Source organism: Phascolarctobacterium succinatutens (genome assembly GCF_958453765.1).
GTDB lineage: Bacteria > Bacillota > Negativicutes > Acidaminococcales > Acidaminococcaceae > Phascolarctobacterium_A > Phascolarctobacterium_A succinatutens_B.
This window is the reverse complement of record NZ_CAUDZA010000003.1, coordinates 67,897-83,606: the sequence shown is the minus strand read 5'-3', so window position 1 is coordinate 83,606 and position 15,710 is coordinate 67,897. Positions and strand designations below refer to the sequence as shown.

Sequence of the window (15,710 nt, the reverse complement as noted above, 5' to 3'; positions counted from 1 at the left end):
TAATTAAATAGTTATCAAGAATATGGATTCATTTCACTGAATAAGTTTGAATAATTACCAAGGAGGCAAGAATGTTTACTTTAAAAAATGGTGACGGTATGGTTTGGCCTGACGGCAAGCGTATCGCCGTGATGGTTACCTTTGATTTTGATGCGGAGCTGCTGCGTAAATCTGTAATCGGCAAGCGAACAATCGGCTTTTCAGATACAAGCAGAGGTCAATATGGTCCTGATGAGGGCTTGAAGCGTTGTCTGGATATGCTTGAACGGCAACAGCTCAAAACTACCTTTTTTGTTCCCGGCCGCATTGCGGAGCTTTATGCAGATAAGGTGCAGCAAATAGCGGATGCAGGACATGAACTTGCCTATCACGGCTATCTGCACGAAGCCTCTGTAGATATGCCTGCTGATGAGGAAAGAGAGAATATGGCCAAGAGTGAGGCGCTTCTGGAAAAAATAAGCGGCCGCAAGGTTGTCGGCTATCGCGGTCCGCTGGATTTATTGCCTAACTGTGCAATGCAGCTGATGGCTGAACGTGGATATTTATACGGTTCTACACTTAAGGATTGCGACTGGGCGTATGTGCATGAGGACTACCCGCTTGTGGAGCTTCCTACTGAGCCTACGCTGGATGATTTCTCCTGGTTCTATTTTTCCTATGCTGATGAAGCTACTATCACCTGTAGTTATCCGGTGGACTATGTTTACGATATCTGGAAGGATAATTTTGACGAGCTTGCCAATGAGGGCGACAAAATTTTTGTGCTCAAGCTGCATCCGCAGCTTATCGGCCGCAGCAGCCGCGTGCGTATGTTGGAACGCTTTATTGCCTATATGAAGGCGAACGGCGCATGGCTTGCAAGCTGCGAAGATGTAGCGCGTTACGTAAAGGAGTTTTATGCTAAACGTGCGGAAGGAGGCGAAGCATGATGAACTGGAACTGGCCTGATAATAAGCGCATTGCGTTACTGCTTTCCTTTGATATTGATGCGGAAACTCTGTGGCTTACACGCAACGATATCAATGAACGTCATCTGGTGCACATGTCCCGTGGTCTTTATGCCACGAAGCAGGGCTTGCCGCGCATCCTGAAGATGCTGGAGGAGGAAGGTCTTAAGGCAACCTTTTTCACTACTGCCTATACGGCGGAAATTCATCCGGAAATCATTCAATACATTGCAGCGCAGGGACATGAAATCGGCTATCACGGTTATCTGCATGAAGTAAAGGATAACTATGAAGAGGAAAATGCACTGATGGATAAGGTTGATGCTATCTTCCGCAAGCTTACCGGCAAACGTCCTGTAGGTGTGCGTATGCCTGACGGTATTGTGCATGATTTTCATAAGCAGCTCTGGCTGGACCGCGGTTGCATCTATTCCTCCAACTGGCGTAACAATGACGGGCCTTTCCTGCTGCAAATAGACGGCAAGGAAATACCTATCGTTGAGCTGCCGAAGGATGGTATTGTCGATGATACCTCCTATGACATGTACACTCTGCAGCATCCTGAGCATTATTATCTGCGCAGCGGACGCGAAATGGTGCAGATTTGGCAGGATGAGTTTGACGGCCTGGCAGATGAGGGCCGCATCATTAACTTTGTTATGCATCCGCAGTTTATCGGTCGTCCGGGATATGTTCGTGCATTGCGTTCATTTATTCATTATGCAAAAGAAAATGGTGCCTGGATTACTACTGACGAAGCCTGCGCTAAACATGTTTTAAAGCAGAAGGGTTATGATATTGAGGTTCATTACTGATTGAAAAAAATCTGTTGGCAGTGTCGTTGATTCTATGGTATAATAATTCATTATATGAGCAAGTTTACTCATTAAATGTACGGAGTAAACAGATATTAAAAATTGAGAGGGGTTTTTCTAATGAAAAAGTTTACAATGAAAAGTATTTTTGCTTTCCTGGCAACTGCAATGCTGGCTATGATGCTGGTAGGCTGCGGTGGCGAGAAAAAAGATGCTGCAGCTGATGCAGGCAAGGGTGACAAATGGGTTGTTGCTATCAACTCCACCTTCCCGCCGTTTGAATCCGTAAAGGAAGGCACCAAGGATTACCAAGGTGTTGATATTGATATCGCTCACTACATCGCCAAGAAGATGAACAAGAAAATCGAATTCACCGATATGAAATTCGCTTCTTTGGTACCTACTCTGCAAAGTGGCCGTGCTGATGTTATTATCTCCGCAATTTCTCCGACTTCCGAGCGTGAAAAGGTTGTATCCTTCTCCAAGCCTTATTATTTCCCGATGAAGGCTATTCTCTGCAAAAAGGGTGCAGGCTATGACGCTATGGATAAACTGAAGGGTAAAAAAGCCGGTGCTTCTATGGGTACTACCTATGCTAAAGAGCTGAAGGCTGTCGGCGGTATCGAAGTTGTTGAAATGGATACTACTCCGCTGGTTGTTCAGGATATTAAAAACGGTCGTCTGGCTGCAGGTCTGTTTGATTCTTCCCAAGCTGCTGTTTTCGTAAAACAAAATCCTGATCTGGAGCTGCACGTTCTGCAGGGAACTGTAGTAAAAGACGATACCTTTGCTATTGCGCTGCCGAAGGATTCCAAGGATGTTGAAAAAATCAATGAAATCCTGAAGGAAATGCGCACCAATGGCGAGCTGCACAAAATTCTCGTAGCTCATCTGGGTGAAGAAGGCACTAAAGAATATGAAGCTGCAATTGAAAAGCTGGATATTGCAAAGCTGTAAGAGGTGAATTGAGCAGATGTTAGATTTTTCCGTTCTGGAACCTTATATACCGCTTTTGGCAACCGCTGTCTGGATTACACTTAAATTCACTTTCTTCTCCACAATTATGGGCTTTTTCGGAGGCTTTATCCTGGCGCTGATAACCCTGTCCAAAAACAGAGTTCTTTCCTTCCTGGCGAAGGTTTATATCTCTGTCTTCCGCGGTACACCGCTTCTAGTACAGCTGATGCTGATTTACTTTGCGACACCGCAGCTGACAAGCTATACTATTTCTGCCCTGGAGGCAGGCGTGCTTTCCTTTGGCCTGAACAGTGCCGCATATATTTCCGAGGCACTGCGCGGCGGTATTCTTGCTGTCGACAAAGGTCAGTGGGAGGGAGCAATGTCCTTGGGTGTGCCTAAGCATCGTTTCCTGCTGGATATTATTCTGCCGCAGGCTATTAAGAATGCATTGCCTTCTCTGGTAAACGAAAGCATTATGCTGCTGAAGGATTCCAGCCTTGTTTCCGTTATCGGCGTTGCCGATACGCTGCGTTGGGCGGATTTGATTCAGGCCAAAACCTTCCGTGCGTTTGAAGCCTTTATCGTAGCAGCTGCTGTTTATTATGTTTTGGTTATGGCCCTGAACTTTTTGGGCGGTTTGTTAGAAAAGAAGGTGCGCGTCAGTGATTGAGATTCAACACCTGTCTAAAAGCTTTGGTAATTTAGAGGTTCTTAAGGATGTTTCCCTGACAATAAAAAAAGGTGAGGTTGTTACCATTATCGGTTCTTCCGGTTCAGGAAAATCTACGCTGCTGCGTTGTATTAATCTGTTGGAGCAGCCTACCGGCGGAGCAATTTTATTCGAAGGTAAGGACATCGTAAATTCCAAAATTAAAATTGAAGATATCCGCAAGAATGCCTGCATGGTGTTTCAGCATTTTAATCTTTTTGCCAATATGACTGTTCTGGAGAATATGACCTACGCTCCCCGCGTAGTCAACGGCGTTTCCAAGCAGGAGGCAAAGGAAAAGGCTATGAAGCTGTTGGCAAAGGTTAATCTTTCCGACAAAGCCAATGAATATCCCAGCCGTCTGAGCGGCGGTCAGAAGCAGCGTGTGGCGATTGCGCGTGCTTTGGCGATGGAGCCGAAGGTACTGCTTTTGGATGAGCCTACCTCCGCACTTGATCCGGAAATGGTCAAGGAGGTATTGGATGTTATTAAGCAGCTGGCCAATACCGGCATTACAATGGTTCTTGTTACCCACGAAATGGGCTTTGCCAAGGACGTATCGGATACAGTTTATTTTATGGACGGCGGTTATCTGATTGAAAGTGGTACGCCGGATGAAGTATTCAACCATCCGAAAACGGAACGCGCGAAGAAGTTCCTTGCTTCTGTTTTGGTATAAGGATATACGAATGAAAATATTTATAATTAATCCTGACTTTGGGGTTACTCCTGAGCAGATGGCAGCACGCTGTCATCTGCTCAGTGCGTATGTGGGTCCTGATGTGGAGCTGCACATGGAGTGCCTTGTTGAAAATCATATTGAAATAGATTCTGCTCTTGATGCTGCGCTTGCCGCACCTGAAATTATCAAAATGGCTGTGCGTGCGGAGAGCGAAGGCTATGACGCAGTCGTGCTTTACTGCTTCAGTGACCCCGCGGTGGATGCCTGCCGTGAGGTGGTAAGCATACCTGTAGTAGGCGGCGGTCAGGCTAGCTGTCTTCTGGCTCCGCTGGTAGGCAGGCAGGCCGGGCTTTTGCTGGCAGATACTGCGCGTTATGCGGAAAAGCAGCTTTTTGTCGCTCAGTGCGGTGTTGATCCTGCGCGTATTGCTGCAATCGGCGGTATTGAAGCCCGCGGTGTCGATTTGTGGGCGGAGCGTGAGCATGTATTAGACCTGCTTACGGAAGCCGGCAGAGAGTTGCTGGCTGCAGGCAGAGTACAGGTACTGCTTTTGGGCTGCTTATCATTTTTAGGCTTGGCGCACCCTCTCAGTGAGCGTCTGGGCGTTCCTGTTGTTGACCCGGCGGTGGCACCTGTGGCGCTGGCGGAATGCCTTGTACGTCAGGGACTCAAAACAAGCCGCAAGGCTTATCCTGCGCCGCCGTTGCGTAAACGGACATGGCAGAGCGGTCAATTATAAACAGCTTGCTTTTCTATAGGAAATAGTGTAAGATAATATTAGTATTAAAATCTTAAGAAGAGAGGTTACTGTTTTAATGAAAAAGAGCTTACTGACTTTGATTATGGCTTTGGTTATGGCTTTAGCTTGCGCAACCAGTGCGTTTGCTGCCGAAGAATTGGGATATGTAAATGTTGAACGTGTTTTCCGCAGCTATCCTGATATTCAGACTACTATGAGCGTTATCAATCTGGAGCGCCAAAAGGCTGAAAATGAATTCAACGAAAAGGCTCCGAAACTTGACGACAAGGGCAGACGCGAGCTGGGCGAAAAATTATCCGCTCAGGTAGATAAGAAGGAAGCATCCCTGCTGAATCCTATCCGCGAAAAAATCCGCAAAACTATCGGCCAGGTAGCAAAAGCTCATGGTATTGCTAATGTAGTTGATGCAAGTGCTGTTGTATTCGGCGGCAAAGATCTGACTGAAGAAGTTATCGCTGCTGTTGCTCAAGGCAAATAAAGATTAATGTTATTGAAGGCTGTCGCAGGTAAGCGACAGCCTTTTTTATGAGTGTGTTATAATATAAGTAATTTTAGGCGAGGTGAAGCGGATGGCGTACTGTCCCTTTGATTTTTTTACTGACGGGAAAAAACATAATATCTGCCTTGTCGGCGGCGGCGGTAAAACGACGGTTATGTATGAGCTGGCAGCGGCTTGGGCAGCCTGCGGACGCAAGGTGCTGGTGTTGACGAGTACGCATATCCTGCAGCCTGCAGATGGCAGTTTTGCTGCGGACGCAGCAGCAGTACATAATTTGTGGCAGCAGCGGCGCTATGCTGTTATCGGTACACCGGAATTGTCAACAGGTAAGCTGACGGCACCGCCGCAAAGCGTGTATGAAGCGCTGAAGCTGCAGGCTGACGTAATTTTGTGTGAGGCTGATGGTTCCAGACATCAGCCCTGCAAGGTGCCTGCGGAGCATGAGCCTGTGCTTTTGCCTGACTGTGACATGGTACTTGCTGTTGCAGGCATGGATGCTTTGGGCAATTCGCTGCAGCAGGCTTGCCAGCGTCCGCAGCTGGCAGCAGAGCTTTTAGGCTGCGGCGCAGAAAAAATACTTGATGCACAGATGCTGACAGTGCTGCTTTTGTCTGAGCAGGGAGCACGCAAAAATGTCGGTAAACGCGCTTATTATATTGTTTTGAATAAATGCGACCTGATAAAAGCAGCGCAGCAGGAGAAAATGCTTCGGCTGTTAGTGGGTGCAGGCATGGACGAGCATAGAATATGGCTTCGTGAAAGGGGAGAATAACAAATGCTGAAGATTATTGTACGCGGTGGCGGTGACCTGGCAACAGGCGTTATCCATCGCTTGTGGGGTGCAGGCTTTAAGGTGCTGGTGCTGGAATGCGCTAAGCCTGCGGCAATTCGTCGACAGGTAGCGCTGTGCGAAGCGGTGTATCAAGGCAGCGCTCAGGTAGAAGGTCTGACTGCAAGATTGATAAATTCACTGCCTGAGGCAGACGCTGTCTGGGAGCATGATGAAGTGCCTGTGCTGGTTGATGAAGCAGCGGATAGTGTGCATGCTTTTGCGCCTGATATTGTGATTGATGCGATTATCGCCAAGCGCAATTTAGGAACGAACAGTGCAATGGCACCGCTCGTGATTGCCTTAGGCCCCGGCTTCAGCGTGGGCGCAGATGCCGACGTAATTGTAGAAACGAAGCGCGGTCATAACCTGGGACGCATTATCCGCAGCGGCAGTGCTGCACCTAACAGCGGCGTGCCAGGTAACATTGCAGGATACAGCAAGGAGCGTGTGCTGCACGCACCCTGCGCAGGCGTTCTGCATGTTGTTCATGACATAGGCAGCATTGTGGAAAAGGGAGAAACTATTGCAACTATTATCGACGGCGCTAATCGGGTGCTGGTAACGGCAACTCTCTCCGGACTTATTCGCGGCATGATTCGCGATGGCTTTGTTGTTACCGAAGGCTTCAAAATTGCTGATATTGACCCGCGTAAGGAAGAATTAGCCAACTGCTTTACGATTTCGGATAAGGCACGCTGCATTGCCGGCAGCGTTCTGGAATTAGTCTGCCGTTATGCACAGGAGAAAGAAAAATGAAGGATTTAATGAAAAAAATACAGGAGCAGGCTTTGGATTCGCAGCCTTGCTATCTTGTTGCTTTGATTGAGAGTGAAGGCTCTACTCCGCGCACCAGCGGCGCCTATATGCTGGTCGGAGAAAAGGGTTTGCTTTACGGAACCATTGGCGGTGGCGGTATGGAATATGCGGCGCAGCAGCTGGCACAGCAGCGTCTGCAGAATGGTGGCGGCAGCTTTGTCAAAACGTTTGACCTCTCTCCGGCAGCAGGCATGGCCTGCGGAGGCAGCTGTCAGGTGCAGTTTTGTTACCTGCCTGTGGGGGAAGAAACGGGGGATTTGGCAGAGGAAGCTCTTAGTGCAATGAAGCAGCGTGCTCCCTGGTGGTTTTTACTGCCTTTGGGTGAAGGCAACGCACTGCCGCAAATAAAAAAAGACCTGCAGCTTGCAGGTCGCAGAGTTGTAATCAGTATAGATGGCTGCGCTTATTATGCGGAGCAGTATGATTATGACGGTTCGGTTTATGTTTTTGGCGCAGGTCATGTTGCGCGTGAGCTGGTGCCGCTTTTGAGTCATCTCGGGTTTAAATGCATCGTGCTGGACGACAGAGCGGAGTTTGCGGATGCAGCAGCCTTTCCGCAGGCGGAGCATGTACAGCAGGTTGATTTTACTAAGCTGCAGGAGGTTTGCAGCCTGACGGCTAAGGATTATGCGGTAGTAATGACGCGCGGCCATGTGCATGACGCTAATGTGGAGCGTTATCTGTTGACTACGCCGGTCGGTTATATCGGCATTATGGGCAGTAAAAATAAAGCAGCCATGGCCAGAGCAGCTTTGCTGGCAGATGGCTACAGCGAGCAGCAGCTTGCGCGTGTGATTACGCCCATCGGAATCGATATAGGCAGTGAGACGCCGGCGGAGATTGCGGTGAGTATTGCAGCACAATTAATCCAAACTAGGGCAGGACGCATATAAGGCATCATATACTTCATCGTGAATACCTCGACGTACTTGTAGTACGCCGTCGGTGCTCCTTCTTCGTCTCCGGTACTTTCTCCGCGTTCTGCTGATGAGTGAAAGGTAATGCACCACATACTTTATCTATATAAAAATGAGCACCTCAACGTAGCAAAAGTACGTAGTCGGTGCTCATTTTTAAATTTCTCGCTTGAATTGCGAACGAAAAAGGCTATCTGATAAAATTTATACGGATTTTCTCTGTAATTTTCTTTACAATATTGCCTGATATGCGATAAAATATATGCATGAAAAAATGAAGGGGTGCTTATATGTCTAAGTTTGTTAAACTGTCTGAGGAAGCCTACAAGTTTGAAGGCAAGCTGTCTTTGAGCTCGGCTATTCCTTTAGGTCTGCAGCATGTTTTGGCTATGTTTGTCGGCAATCTTACGCCGGTTCTGATTATTGGCGGTGCCTGCGGTATTGTCGGCGGTGCCGGTTTTGAACAGTTGCAGGTTGTTTTGATTCAGAATGCGATGATTGTTGCAGGTCTGGTAACATTGCTGCAATTATATTCCGTTGGTCCCTGCGGTGGCAAGGTGCCTATTATCATGGGTACAAGCTCCGGCTTTATCGGCGTATTTGCCGGTATCGTTGCAACCTTGGGCAGCGGTGTTGTCGCCTATGGCGCTATTATGGGTGCCTCGATTATCGGCGGCGTTTTTGAAGCAGTGCTTGGTCTTGTGCTCAAGCGCATCCGTCGCTTCTTCCCGCCTGTTGTCTGCGGCACTGTTGTACTGTCTATCGGTCTGTCGCTGATTTCCGTAGGTATCAATTCCTTTGGCGGCGGCTTTAAGACTAAGGACTTCGGTTCTATCGAAAACCTGCTGCTTGGCTTGTTTGTACTTTGTGTTATTCTTTTTTTCAAGCATGGCACTAAGGGCTTTTTGAGTTCTTCTTCCATTCTGCTTGGTATTATTGCAGGCTATATCGCTGCGATTTTCATGGGCTTTGTGCTGCCTACAACCGCAGTTACTCCCGACGGTGTAGAATATACCAAGTCCTGGGTACTGCATTGGGATAAGGTAGCGAATGCTTCCTGGTTCGCTGTGCCTCAGCTTATGCCGGTTGATATCGTATTTGATATGCGTGCTATTATGCCTGTATTGATTATGTTTGTTGTTACCGCAGTAGAAACTGTTGGTGATATTTCCGCAGTTGTCGAAAGCGGTTTGAACCGTGAAGCTACGGACAAGGAATTGTCCGGCGGCGTTATTTGTGACGGCATTGGCTCTGCTATCGCTGCTGTTTTCGGCGTACTGCCCAATACTTCCTTCTCCCAGAATGTAGGTCTGGTTGCTATGACGAAGATTGTTAACCGTTTTGCTTTGGCAACCGGTGCGGTATTTTTGATTCTCTGCGGCCTGATTCCCAAGCTTGGTGCTTTGGTTTCCATTATGCCGCAATCCGTTCTGGGCGGCGCTGCTGTAATGATGTTCTCATCTATTGTTGTCAGCGGTATTCAGCTGGTTACTAAAGAGAAGCTTAACCCGCGCAGCCTGACGATTATTTCCGTTGCTTTAGGCGTTGGCTACGGCATGGGCGCTACACCCGGCATCCTGGCACACTGCCCGGAGGCTATGCGCATGATGTTCGGTGAATCCGGTATCGTTCCGGCAGCCTTTGTAGCAATTCTGCTGAATATTATTCTGAATAGGGGCGAAGACGCTCAAGCTTAGTTTTATCCTGCTGTGTATCTATATCCAGCAACTCGTTGATATCCTGAACCGGTACTTTTACTACCAGTTCAGGATATTTTTTTGTCAGTACGGAACCGCCTTTGTCCTGCGGCAGCTGTTGCAGCTCGTCGGCAAATTTTGCAGGGAAGATAATGGGATTGCCGGGAGTTTCTTCGTAATACAGGCGATGAATTTTTTGCGGCTGCGCTAAAAAGCTGTCGGCGAGGCGGATGAGCGAAGCCTGCTGCAATAACGGCTGGTCGGCAACGGCAAAAAGCAGGCCCTCGGCCTGTGGCAGCTGCTGCTGTATATATGATGTGCCAAGGCGCACGGTGTCGCTCAGATATGGCTTGTCGTGGAGCAGGCAGGGGATTTGCTGCTGCGCGCAGATTTTCGCCACCTCCTTGTGGCGTGTAACGACGATACGCTTGGGGAAAAGTCCTTGGCTGATATCAAGGATGTGCTGCAGCATGGGCGCTCCGTCGATGGCTGTCAGCAGCTTGTTGGCGCCGAAGCGGCGGCCTACGCCGGACGCCAGGATGATGCAGGCCATTTTAGAATATTTTACGTTCATAAAGTTACCTCACGGTTCTGATTATATATCATTATTATAAGACTGAATGATGGTGCTAACAAGCGGGGGAGTACCGGTTAGCAGAAAAATATATTTTATCCACAAAAACAAAAAACTCTGTAACCGAAGTTACAGAGTTTAGTTTCAAGTGGTGGCCCTGGCAGGATTCGAACCTGCGACCTTTTGATTCGTAGTCAAACGCTCTATCCAACTGAGCTACAGAGTCACATCAGCGTTGCTGTTGTTTCAAGCAACAATGATATTATAGCGAAAAGTACACTTCTTGTCAACACTTTTTTAAAATTATTTTTTAGATTTTTTGCCGACAGCTTTTTCTTTGGCAGCAGGCTTATGTTTTTCCAGCCAGCCGCAGTAAATGAAGAAGCCTAAGGCAACGAGGAAGAAGCCTAAGCTGGTTGCCTGAGCGGATTTCAGTCCGAACATCCAGGGCTCGGCGTAGTCACCGCGCAGCATTTCCAAAAAGAAGCGGACTACGGAATAAAGCATAGCGTACATGCATAAAGCCTGACCGCGCGCATGCTTGGTGGTGCGGAACAACAGCAGCAGGGCAAAAATAATGATGTCCAGCTGACCTTCCCAAACCTCTGCCGGCCACAGGGGTACGGGGCCGTAGGTTTTGTAGGCCAGTGTGCCTTCCGGGTACAGAATACCGAAGCTGCCGCCGGTAGGTGTGCCGAAGGCATCGCCGTTGAGCAGGTTGGCCATGCGTCCGATGGATTGGCCGATAAGCAGAGAGGGCGAAATGATATCCGCCAAGGCTACCCAGTCGATGTCATGCAGCTTGCAGTAAACAATGCCGGCAGCAATGCCTGCCAGCATACCGCCTTGCACGGCCATGCCACCCTGCCAGACGAAGGGGATTTCCAACAGATGATGGCTGTAGTAATCCCAGTCGAAGAAGAAAACATCCCACAGCCTGCCGCCGATGAGGCCTGCAAAGCCGCCGTAGATGCCGATGTCTAAAATGTGCTCGTGCCAGCGGCCGTCCTGCTTAGCCAAAAAGTAGGCAGTGCCGGTAGCCAGAAAAATTGCTGTACAGAGCATCAGACCATACATACGTATGGGAAAATCGCCGATAAAAAAGAGATATTGATGCATTATGAATAAGGCCTCCTAAAAAATCTAACTAATATTTTAACACATTCCGGTGTTTTTATCAGCGAAAAAGTTGTGATTTCTTTATTCAGAAAGCTTCTTGAATTTAACAGCGAAGATAGTATTGCGTGACATGTTGCTTATGTCATTATCCACAGCGTCAATATTATGATATAATGAGGGAAGCGATATGAGCTTCAGTGAAGCAAAAAATAGAGAAAGAAGGCCTGCAAATTTATGAAAGCATTAACTTATATTGAACACGGTAAGTTTGCTCTGCAGGAAAAGGCCAAGCCGCAGCTTGTTTCTGCGCGTGATGCTCTCGTGCGCGTAACCTTGGGAAGCATCTGCACCAGTGATTTGCATATTAAGCATGGCTCGGTACCTCGTGCTGTGCCGGGAATTACCGTGGGCCATGAAATGGTGGGCGTGGTGGAAGCGGTCGGCGCTGAGGTAAAAACCGTGAAGCCCGGTGACCGCGTGACGGTAAACGTAGAAACGTTCTGTGGTGAATGTTTCTTCTGCAAGAAGGGCTTTGTCAACAATTGCACCGATCCTCATGGCGGTTGGGCACTTGGCTGCCGCATTGACGGCGGACAGGCGGAATTTGTGCGCGTGCCCTATGCTGACCAGGGGTTGAACAAAATTCCCGACAGCGTTACCGATGAACAGGCGCTTTTTGTAGGCGATATTCTTGCTACCGGCTTTTGGGCAACACGTATTTCGGAAATCACCGAGGAGGATACCGTGCTGATTATCGGTGCAGGTCCGACGGGTATCTGCACCCTGCTGTGCGTTATGCTGAAGCAGCCGAAGCGCATCATCATCTGCGAGAAGGATGCTGCCAGAGCGGAGTTTGTCAGAAAGCATTATCCCGATGTACTGCTTTGCGAGCCTGAGGAATGCGAAGCGTTTGTTAAGGAGCATTCCGACCATGGCGGTGCGGACGTTGTTCTGGAGGTTGCCGGCGGTCGCGACACCTTCCAGCTCGCGTGGAAATGCGCGCGTCCGAATGCTATCGTAACGGTTGTGGCGCTCTACGATGAAGCGCAGAGCCTGCCTTTGCCCGATATGTACGGCAAGAACCTTATTTTCAAAACCGGTGGCGTGGATGGCTGCGACTGTGCGGAGATTCTGCGCCTGATTGAAGAAGGCAAAATTAATACCACGCCGCTGATTACGCATCGTTTTAAGCTGGCGGATATCGAGGAAGCTTACCGCATTTTCGAAAACAGATTAGACGGAGTTATCAAGATAGCGATTACCGAATGATTTTTTTGCAAAGTATGTTCTAAGAGGGGCGATTTTATGATTAAGCATATAACAACAACACCGGCAAAGGCCTTAGAAAAATTAAAAGCAGGCAACACCAGATATATTGATGCCAAGGTCAACAGCGAGGACATTTCGCAGGCAAAGAGAACAGATACCTTGGTTAACGGTCAGAAGCCGTATGCGATTATTATTACCTGCTCTGATTCCCGCGTGATTCCGGAGAATATTTTTATGACAGGTATCGGCGAGCTGTTTGTTATCCGTATTGCCGGTAATGTGATTGATGAGCATCAGCTGGGCAGTATTGAATACGCTGCCAGTCATCTGGGCGCACCGTTGATTGTTGTTATGGGGCATACGCATTGCGGTGCGGTGCATGCTGCAATCAATCATGATCCGGAGGGCTATATCAAATTTATTACGGATAAAATTAAAGCAGCGATTGGCGACGAGTGCGACCCGTATAAGGCTGCCTGCCTGAATGTCAAAAGCTGTGAAGCGGAAATAGAAGCAAGCCTGGAGATTCAAAAGGTTGAGCATCAGGAGGGCTTGCGCGTTGTCGGTGCCATGTATCATCTGGAGAACGGTCTGGTAGATTTTATCTAAAGCAGATTATTTTGAGCTGCCTTGAGCTTATCGTCTTGAGGCAGTTCTTTTTGTAAGTTAATTTCTCAAAATTCACAATAATGCGCTTGACAGAATTGTGGCTTGAATGTATTATGTATACATAATACAGATTTCGATTAAAAGCAGCTTTTACACGCTTTGGGAGAAGGAGGCAAATGTATTATGCGTAAAGAACACGACTTTTTAGGTGAATTAGAAATTCCTGATAATGCATATTATGGTGTACAGACCATGCGTGCCATGGAAAACTTCCAGATTACAGGCTATACTGCCGATCCGCTTTTTATCAAAGCCTTGGGCATGGTAAAAAAGGCTGCGGCCTTGGCCAATATGAAAATCGGTCTTTTGGATGAAAAAATCGGCAATGCTATGGTTCAGGCCTGCGATGATATCATCAGCGGCAAGCTGAACGACCAGTTCCCGACAGATCCGATTCAGGGCGGTGCAGGAACATCCTTCAATATGAATACGAACGAAGTAATCTGCAACCGTGCTTTGGAAATTCTTGGTCGTCCGCGCGGCGATTATAATTATATCAGCCCCAACAACCATGCTAATATGTCGCAGTCCACGAACGACGTTATTCCTACGTCCATCCGTGTCTGCGCTCTGATGCGTGCTGAACAGCTCATTATTGCCTTGGAAAACCTGGCAGATTCCTTCGATAAGAAGGGCGAGGAATTCAAGGATGTGCTGAAAATCGGCCGTACCCATCTGCAGGATGCTGTGCCTATTACCTTAGCCCTGGAGTTCAAAGCCTTTGCTTCCTCCATGCGCAGACGCAGTAACTACATTCGCCGTAGCTGTGAACTGCTGCACACCATGAATATGGGTGCAACAGCAGTCGGCACCGGCCTGAATGCCGATCCCGAATATATCAAAGAGGTTTGCGAACAGCTTACACTGGTTACCGGCGAGAGCTTCACTACCGCGGACAATCTTGTTGATGCTACCAGTAACACGGATATCTTCACCGATTTATCCTCCAGTTTGAAAACATCGGCACTTTCGCTGATTAAAATTTCCAATGACCTGCGTCTGATGGCCTCCGGTCCGAGAGCAGGCTTCTGCGAAATTACGCTGCCGCCACGTCAGCCCGGTTCCTCCATCATGCCGGGTAAGGTAAACCCCGTTATCCCCGAGGTAGTGGATCAGACCTGCTATCAGGTAATTGCCAACGATTTGGCTGTGGCCTTCGGCGTAGAAAACGGCCAGTTCCAGCTTAATGTTATGGAGCCTGTTATGGCCTACAATATTTTCAATTCCTTGCGTTTCCTGACCAATGCCGTTAATACTCTGCGCACCCGCTGCGTAGACGGAATTAAGGCTAACCGTGCCCAATGCGCGGAATGGCTGGATAAGAGCGTGGGCATTGTTACGGCGTTGCTGCCGCATATCGGCTACGAAACCTGCTCCGTTTTGGCGAAGGAGGCGCTGGCAACCAACAGAAACATTAAGGACCTGCTCATTGAACGCAAGGTGCTGAGCAAAGAGGATTTGGATGTTATCCTTGCTCCTGCGGAAATGACAAGACCGGGTATTGCCGGTAAGGAGCTTTTGAAGAAGATTCATGAGTCCAGAGAAGAGCTGGTGTAAAGCACAAGAGAGCAGTTCTGTTATAACAATAGAATAAAAGCAAAAGCTGCAGCTATGCTCCTGAGTACGGGAGCAGGCTGCAGCGTTTTAATTTGAGCTTTGGAAAATTTGCTTGTTAGCACAAGAAAATTTCTTCCGTCCCACCCGAAATCATGCTTTGGGGTGGGGGAAAAAGAGCTTCTTGTTGCTATAATTATAATGACAGGATTGATGAATCTAATTTAGGAGGTTGATGAATATGTGTATTGCTAAGAAATTGTTTTCCTGCTTAGCCTTATTTTTACTTTGCATCGTGTGCTTGCTTGCGGATGCTCCCAAGGTTCGGGCAGCGGAATTCCTGACTGCTGATGATGGAATATTTCTTTATATGAACAGCAGAGAGCTGGCAATCAGTGATGAGGAAGAAGGCGTGCAATTCTTCCTTGCCGATGACGGCACTCTGCAGCTGATGAACAAAAATACCAAAGATGTTTATAAGACCTTTGTTCCTGCGGAGAATGGAATGGTTGGCTATAGGGTGCGGGATGTTTTTACTGCCAATCCAGAAAATATATTTTTTGAAATAAATGCCACTATCGGTGCTCATGAGCAGAACTGCGGTTATTGGCTTATCGGTAAGGAAAACGGACAATGGGTGACATATGTAACCTTGGAAGATTTGGCTAAAAACGGCTATGCCATTGACCAATGGCGGCAAATTGTGACCAAGATTAATACGGATGGCAGCGGACGTTTTATTCTGCTCAGCCAATATGAATATATGCCTCCGGAAGCTACCTTCGGCATGCAGAGAAGATATTTCACGGATTTGCAGCTGGAGCTTTTGTGGGATGATGCTACGCAAGGATTTGTTATGCGCAGATTGTAATGTTAGTAGTAAAAATATGG

The 15,710-nt window shown here is 48.0% G+C and carries 17 protein-coding genes and 1 tRNA gene; 15 read left to right on the top strand and 3 right to left on the bottom strand.

Going from position 1 to position 15,710, the window contains the following annotated elements; genetic code table 11:
- Positions 1-71 precede the first annotated feature (71 nt).
- The 11 genes from Q7Q81_RS02665 to Q7Q81_RS02615 all read left to right on the top strand — a co-directional run bounded on the left by Q7Q81_RS02665 (position 72) and on the right by Q7Q81_RS02615 (position 9,634).
- Positions 72-929, top strand: a complete 858-nt coding sequence (locus Q7Q81_RS02665; RefSeq protein WP_299824047.1) for a polysaccharide deacetylase family protein — start codon at positions 72-74, stop codon at positions 927-929.
- On the top strand, positions 926-1,762 hold the full coding sequence (locus Q7Q81_RS02660; protein ID WP_304273522.1) for a polysaccharide deacetylase family protein: 837 nt from the start codon (positions 926-928) through the stop codon (positions 1,760-1,762). Before Q7Q81_RS02665 ends, Q7Q81_RS02660 begins: the two co-directional genes overlap by 4 nt.
- A gap of 120 nt (positions 1,763-1,882) precedes the next feature.
- Positions 1,883-2,719 (top strand): substrate-binding periplasmic protein, encoded by an 837-nt coding sequence (locus Q7Q81_RS02655; RefSeq protein WP_293808799.1) that lies wholly within the window; start codon positions 1,883-1,885, stop codon positions 2,717-2,719.
- 16 nt (positions 2,720-2,735) lie between these two features.
- Positions 2,736-3,392, top strand: coding sequence for an amino acid ABC transporter permease (locus tag Q7Q81_RS02650; protein WP_249747942.1), 657 nt, complete (start codon positions 2,736-2,738; stop codon positions 3,390-3,392).
- On the top strand, positions 3,385-4,110 hold the full coding sequence (locus Q7Q81_RS02645) for an amino acid ABC transporter ATP-binding protein (protein ID WP_304273520.1): 726 nt from the start codon (positions 3,385-3,387) through the stop codon (positions 4,108-4,110). The genes Q7Q81_RS02650 and Q7Q81_RS02645 overlap by 8 nt, the downstream gene beginning before the upstream one ends.
- Positions 4,111-4,120: 10 nt before the next feature.
- A complete protein-coding gene (locus tag Q7Q81_RS02640; RefSeq protein WP_304273518.1) occupies positions 4,121-4,852 on the top strand; it encodes an aspartate/glutamate racemase family protein in 732 nt (243 codons plus the stop codon).
- Positions 4,853-4,928: 76 nt separating this feature from the next.
- Complete coding sequence (locus tag Q7Q81_RS02635) at positions 4,929-5,351, top strand: OmpH family outer membrane protein (protein WP_299824056.1); 423 nt, start codon at positions 4,929-4,931, stop codon at positions 5,349-5,351.
- Between the two features lie 91 nt (positions 5,352-5,442).
- A complete protein-coding gene (yqeC, locus tag Q7Q81_RS02630; RefSeq protein ID WP_304273516.1) occupies positions 5,443-6,144 on the top strand; it encodes a selenium cofactor biosynthesis protein YqeC in 702 nt (233 codons plus the stop codon).
- 3 nt (positions 6,145-6,147) lie between these two features.
- On the top strand, positions 6,148-6,960 hold the full coding sequence (gene yqeB / locus Q7Q81_RS02625) for a selenium-dependent molybdenum cofactor biosynthesis protein YqeB (protein WP_304273514.1): 813 nt from the start codon (positions 6,148-6,150) through the stop codon (positions 6,958-6,960).
- On the top strand, positions 6,957-7,913 hold the full coding sequence (locus tag Q7Q81_RS02620; protein WP_304273512.1) for an XdhC family protein: 957 nt from the start codon (positions 6,957-6,959) through the stop codon (positions 7,911-7,913). The genes yqeB and Q7Q81_RS02620 overlap by 4 nt, the downstream gene beginning before the upstream one ends.
- 314 nt (positions 7,914-8,227) lie before the next feature.
- On the top strand, positions 8,228-9,634 hold the full coding sequence (locus Q7Q81_RS02615; protein ID WP_210684171.1) for a uracil-xanthine permease family protein: 1,407 nt from the start codon (positions 8,228-8,230) through the stop codon (positions 9,632-9,634).
- On the opposite strand, the gene Q7Q81_RS02610 is transcribed toward Q7Q81_RS02615, so the two are convergent.
- The 3 genes from Q7Q81_RS02610 to lgt form a co-directional block, all read right to left on the bottom strand.
- Complete coding sequence (locus tag Q7Q81_RS02610) at positions 9,600-10,208, bottom strand: nucleotidyltransferase family protein (RefSeq protein WP_304273511.1); 609 nt, start codon at positions 10,206-10,208, stop codon at positions 9,600-9,602. The two genes, Q7Q81_RS02615 and Q7Q81_RS02610, sit on opposite strands and share 35 nt — an antisense overlap.
- 149 nt (positions 10,209-10,357) lie before the next feature.
- Positions 10,358-10,434: transfer RNA gene (locus tag Q7Q81_RS02605), tRNA-Arg, on the bottom strand.
- A 77-nt stretch (positions 10,435-10,511) separates the two neighbouring features.
- The gene (gene lgt, locus Q7Q81_RS02600; RefSeq protein WP_304273510.1) at positions 10,512-11,327 is read right to left on the bottom strand and encodes a prolipoprotein diacylglyceryl transferase; all 816 of its coding nucleotides are present in this window, start codon (positions 11,325-11,327) and stop codon (positions 10,512-10,514) included.
- Positions 11,328-11,561: 234 nt separating this feature from the next.
- On the opposite strand from lgt, the gene Q7Q81_RS02595 reads away from it, so the two are divergent.
- The 4 genes from Q7Q81_RS02595 to Q7Q81_RS02580 all read left to right on the top strand — a co-directional run bounded on the left by Q7Q81_RS02595 (position 11,562) and on the right by Q7Q81_RS02580 (position 15,690).
- Positions 11,562-12,596: an alcohol dehydrogenase gene (locus Q7Q81_RS02595; RefSeq protein WP_304273509.1), complete on the top strand. Its 1,035-nt coding sequence runs from the start codon at positions 11,562-11,564 to the stop codon at positions 12,594-12,596.
- Between the two features lie 36 nt (positions 12,597-12,632).
- The gene (locus Q7Q81_RS02590; RefSeq protein ID WP_304273508.1) at positions 12,633-13,205 is read left to right on the top strand and encodes a carbonic anhydrase; all 573 of its coding nucleotides are present in this window, start codon (positions 12,633-12,635) and stop codon (positions 13,203-13,205) included.
- A 183-nt stretch (positions 13,206-13,388) separates the two neighbouring features.
- A complete protein-coding gene (locus Q7Q81_RS02585; protein ID WP_304273507.1) occupies positions 13,389-14,822 on the top strand; it encodes an aspartate ammonia-lyase in 1,434 nt (477 codons plus the stop codon).
- A gap of 238 nt (positions 14,823-15,060) precedes the next feature.
- Positions 15,061-15,690 carry a hypothetical protein gene (locus tag Q7Q81_RS02580; RefSeq protein ID WP_304273506.1) on the top strand — a complete coding sequence of 210 codons (630 nt, stop codon included), beginning with the start codon at positions 15,061-15,063 and terminating at the stop codon, positions 15,688-15,690.
- Positions 15,691-15,710 lie beyond the last annotated feature (20 nt).

Bases quoted from the DNA above. Each gene is read 5' to 3' on its own strand.
- Q7Q81_RS02665 (WP_299824047.1), top strand. From the start codon at position 72: ATGTTTACTTTAAAAAATGGTGACGGTATGGTTTGGCCTGACGGCAAG.
- Q7Q81_RS02660 (WP_304273522.1), top strand. From the start codon at position 926: ATGATGAACTGGAACTGGCCTGATAATAAGCGCATTGCGTTACTGCTT.
- Q7Q81_RS02655 (WP_293808799.1), top strand. From the start codon at position 1,883: ATGAAAAAGTTTACAATGAAAAGTATTTTTGCTTTCCTGGCAACTGCA.
- Q7Q81_RS02650 (WP_249747942.1), top strand. From the start codon at position 2,736: ATGTTAGATTTTTCCGTTCTGGAACCTTATATACCGCTTTTGGCAACC.
- Q7Q81_RS02640 (WP_304273518.1), top strand. From the start codon at position 4,121: ATGAAAATATTTATAATTAATCCTGACTTTGGGGTTACTCCTGAGCAG.
- Q7Q81_RS02635 (WP_299824056.1), top strand. From the start codon at position 4,929: ATGAAAAAGAGCTTACTGACTTTGATTATGGCTTTGGTTATGGCTTTA.
- yqeC (WP_304273516.1), top strand. From the start codon at position 5,443: ATGGCGTACTGTCCCTTTGATTTTTTTACTGACGGGAAAAAACATAAT.
- yqeB (WP_304273514.1), top strand. From the start codon at position 6,148: ATGCTGAAGATTATTGTACGCGGTGGCGGTGACCTGGCAACAGGCGTT.
- Q7Q81_RS02620 (WP_304273512.1), top strand. From the start codon at position 6,957: ATGAAGGATTTAATGAAAAAAATACAGGAGCAGGCTTTGGATTCGCAG.
- Q7Q81_RS02615 (WP_210684171.1), top strand. From the start codon at position 8,228: ATGTCTAAGTTTGTTAAACTGTCTGAGGAAGCCTACAAGTTTGAAGGC.
- Q7Q81_RS02610 (WP_304273511.1), bottom strand. From the start codon at position 10,208: ATGAACGTAAAATATTCTAAAATGGCCTGCATCATCCTGGCGTCCGGC.
- lgt (WP_304273510.1), bottom strand. From the start codon at position 11,327: ATGCATCAATATCTCTTTTTTATCGGCGATTTTCCCATACGTATGTAT.
- Q7Q81_RS02595 (WP_304273509.1), top strand. From the start codon at position 11,562: ATGAAAGCATTAACTTATATTGAACACGGTAAGTTTGCTCTGCAGGAA.
- Q7Q81_RS02590 (WP_304273508.1), top strand. From the start codon at position 12,633: ATGATTAAGCATATAACAACAACACCGGCAAAGGCCTTAGAAAAATTA.
- Q7Q81_RS02585 (WP_304273507.1), top strand. From the start codon at position 13,389: ATGCGTAAAGAACACGACTTTTTAGGTGAATTAGAAATTCCTGATAAT.
- Q7Q81_RS02580 (WP_304273506.1), top strand. From the start codon at position 15,061: ATGTGTATTGCTAAGAAATTGTTTTCCTGCTTAGCCTTATTTTTACTT.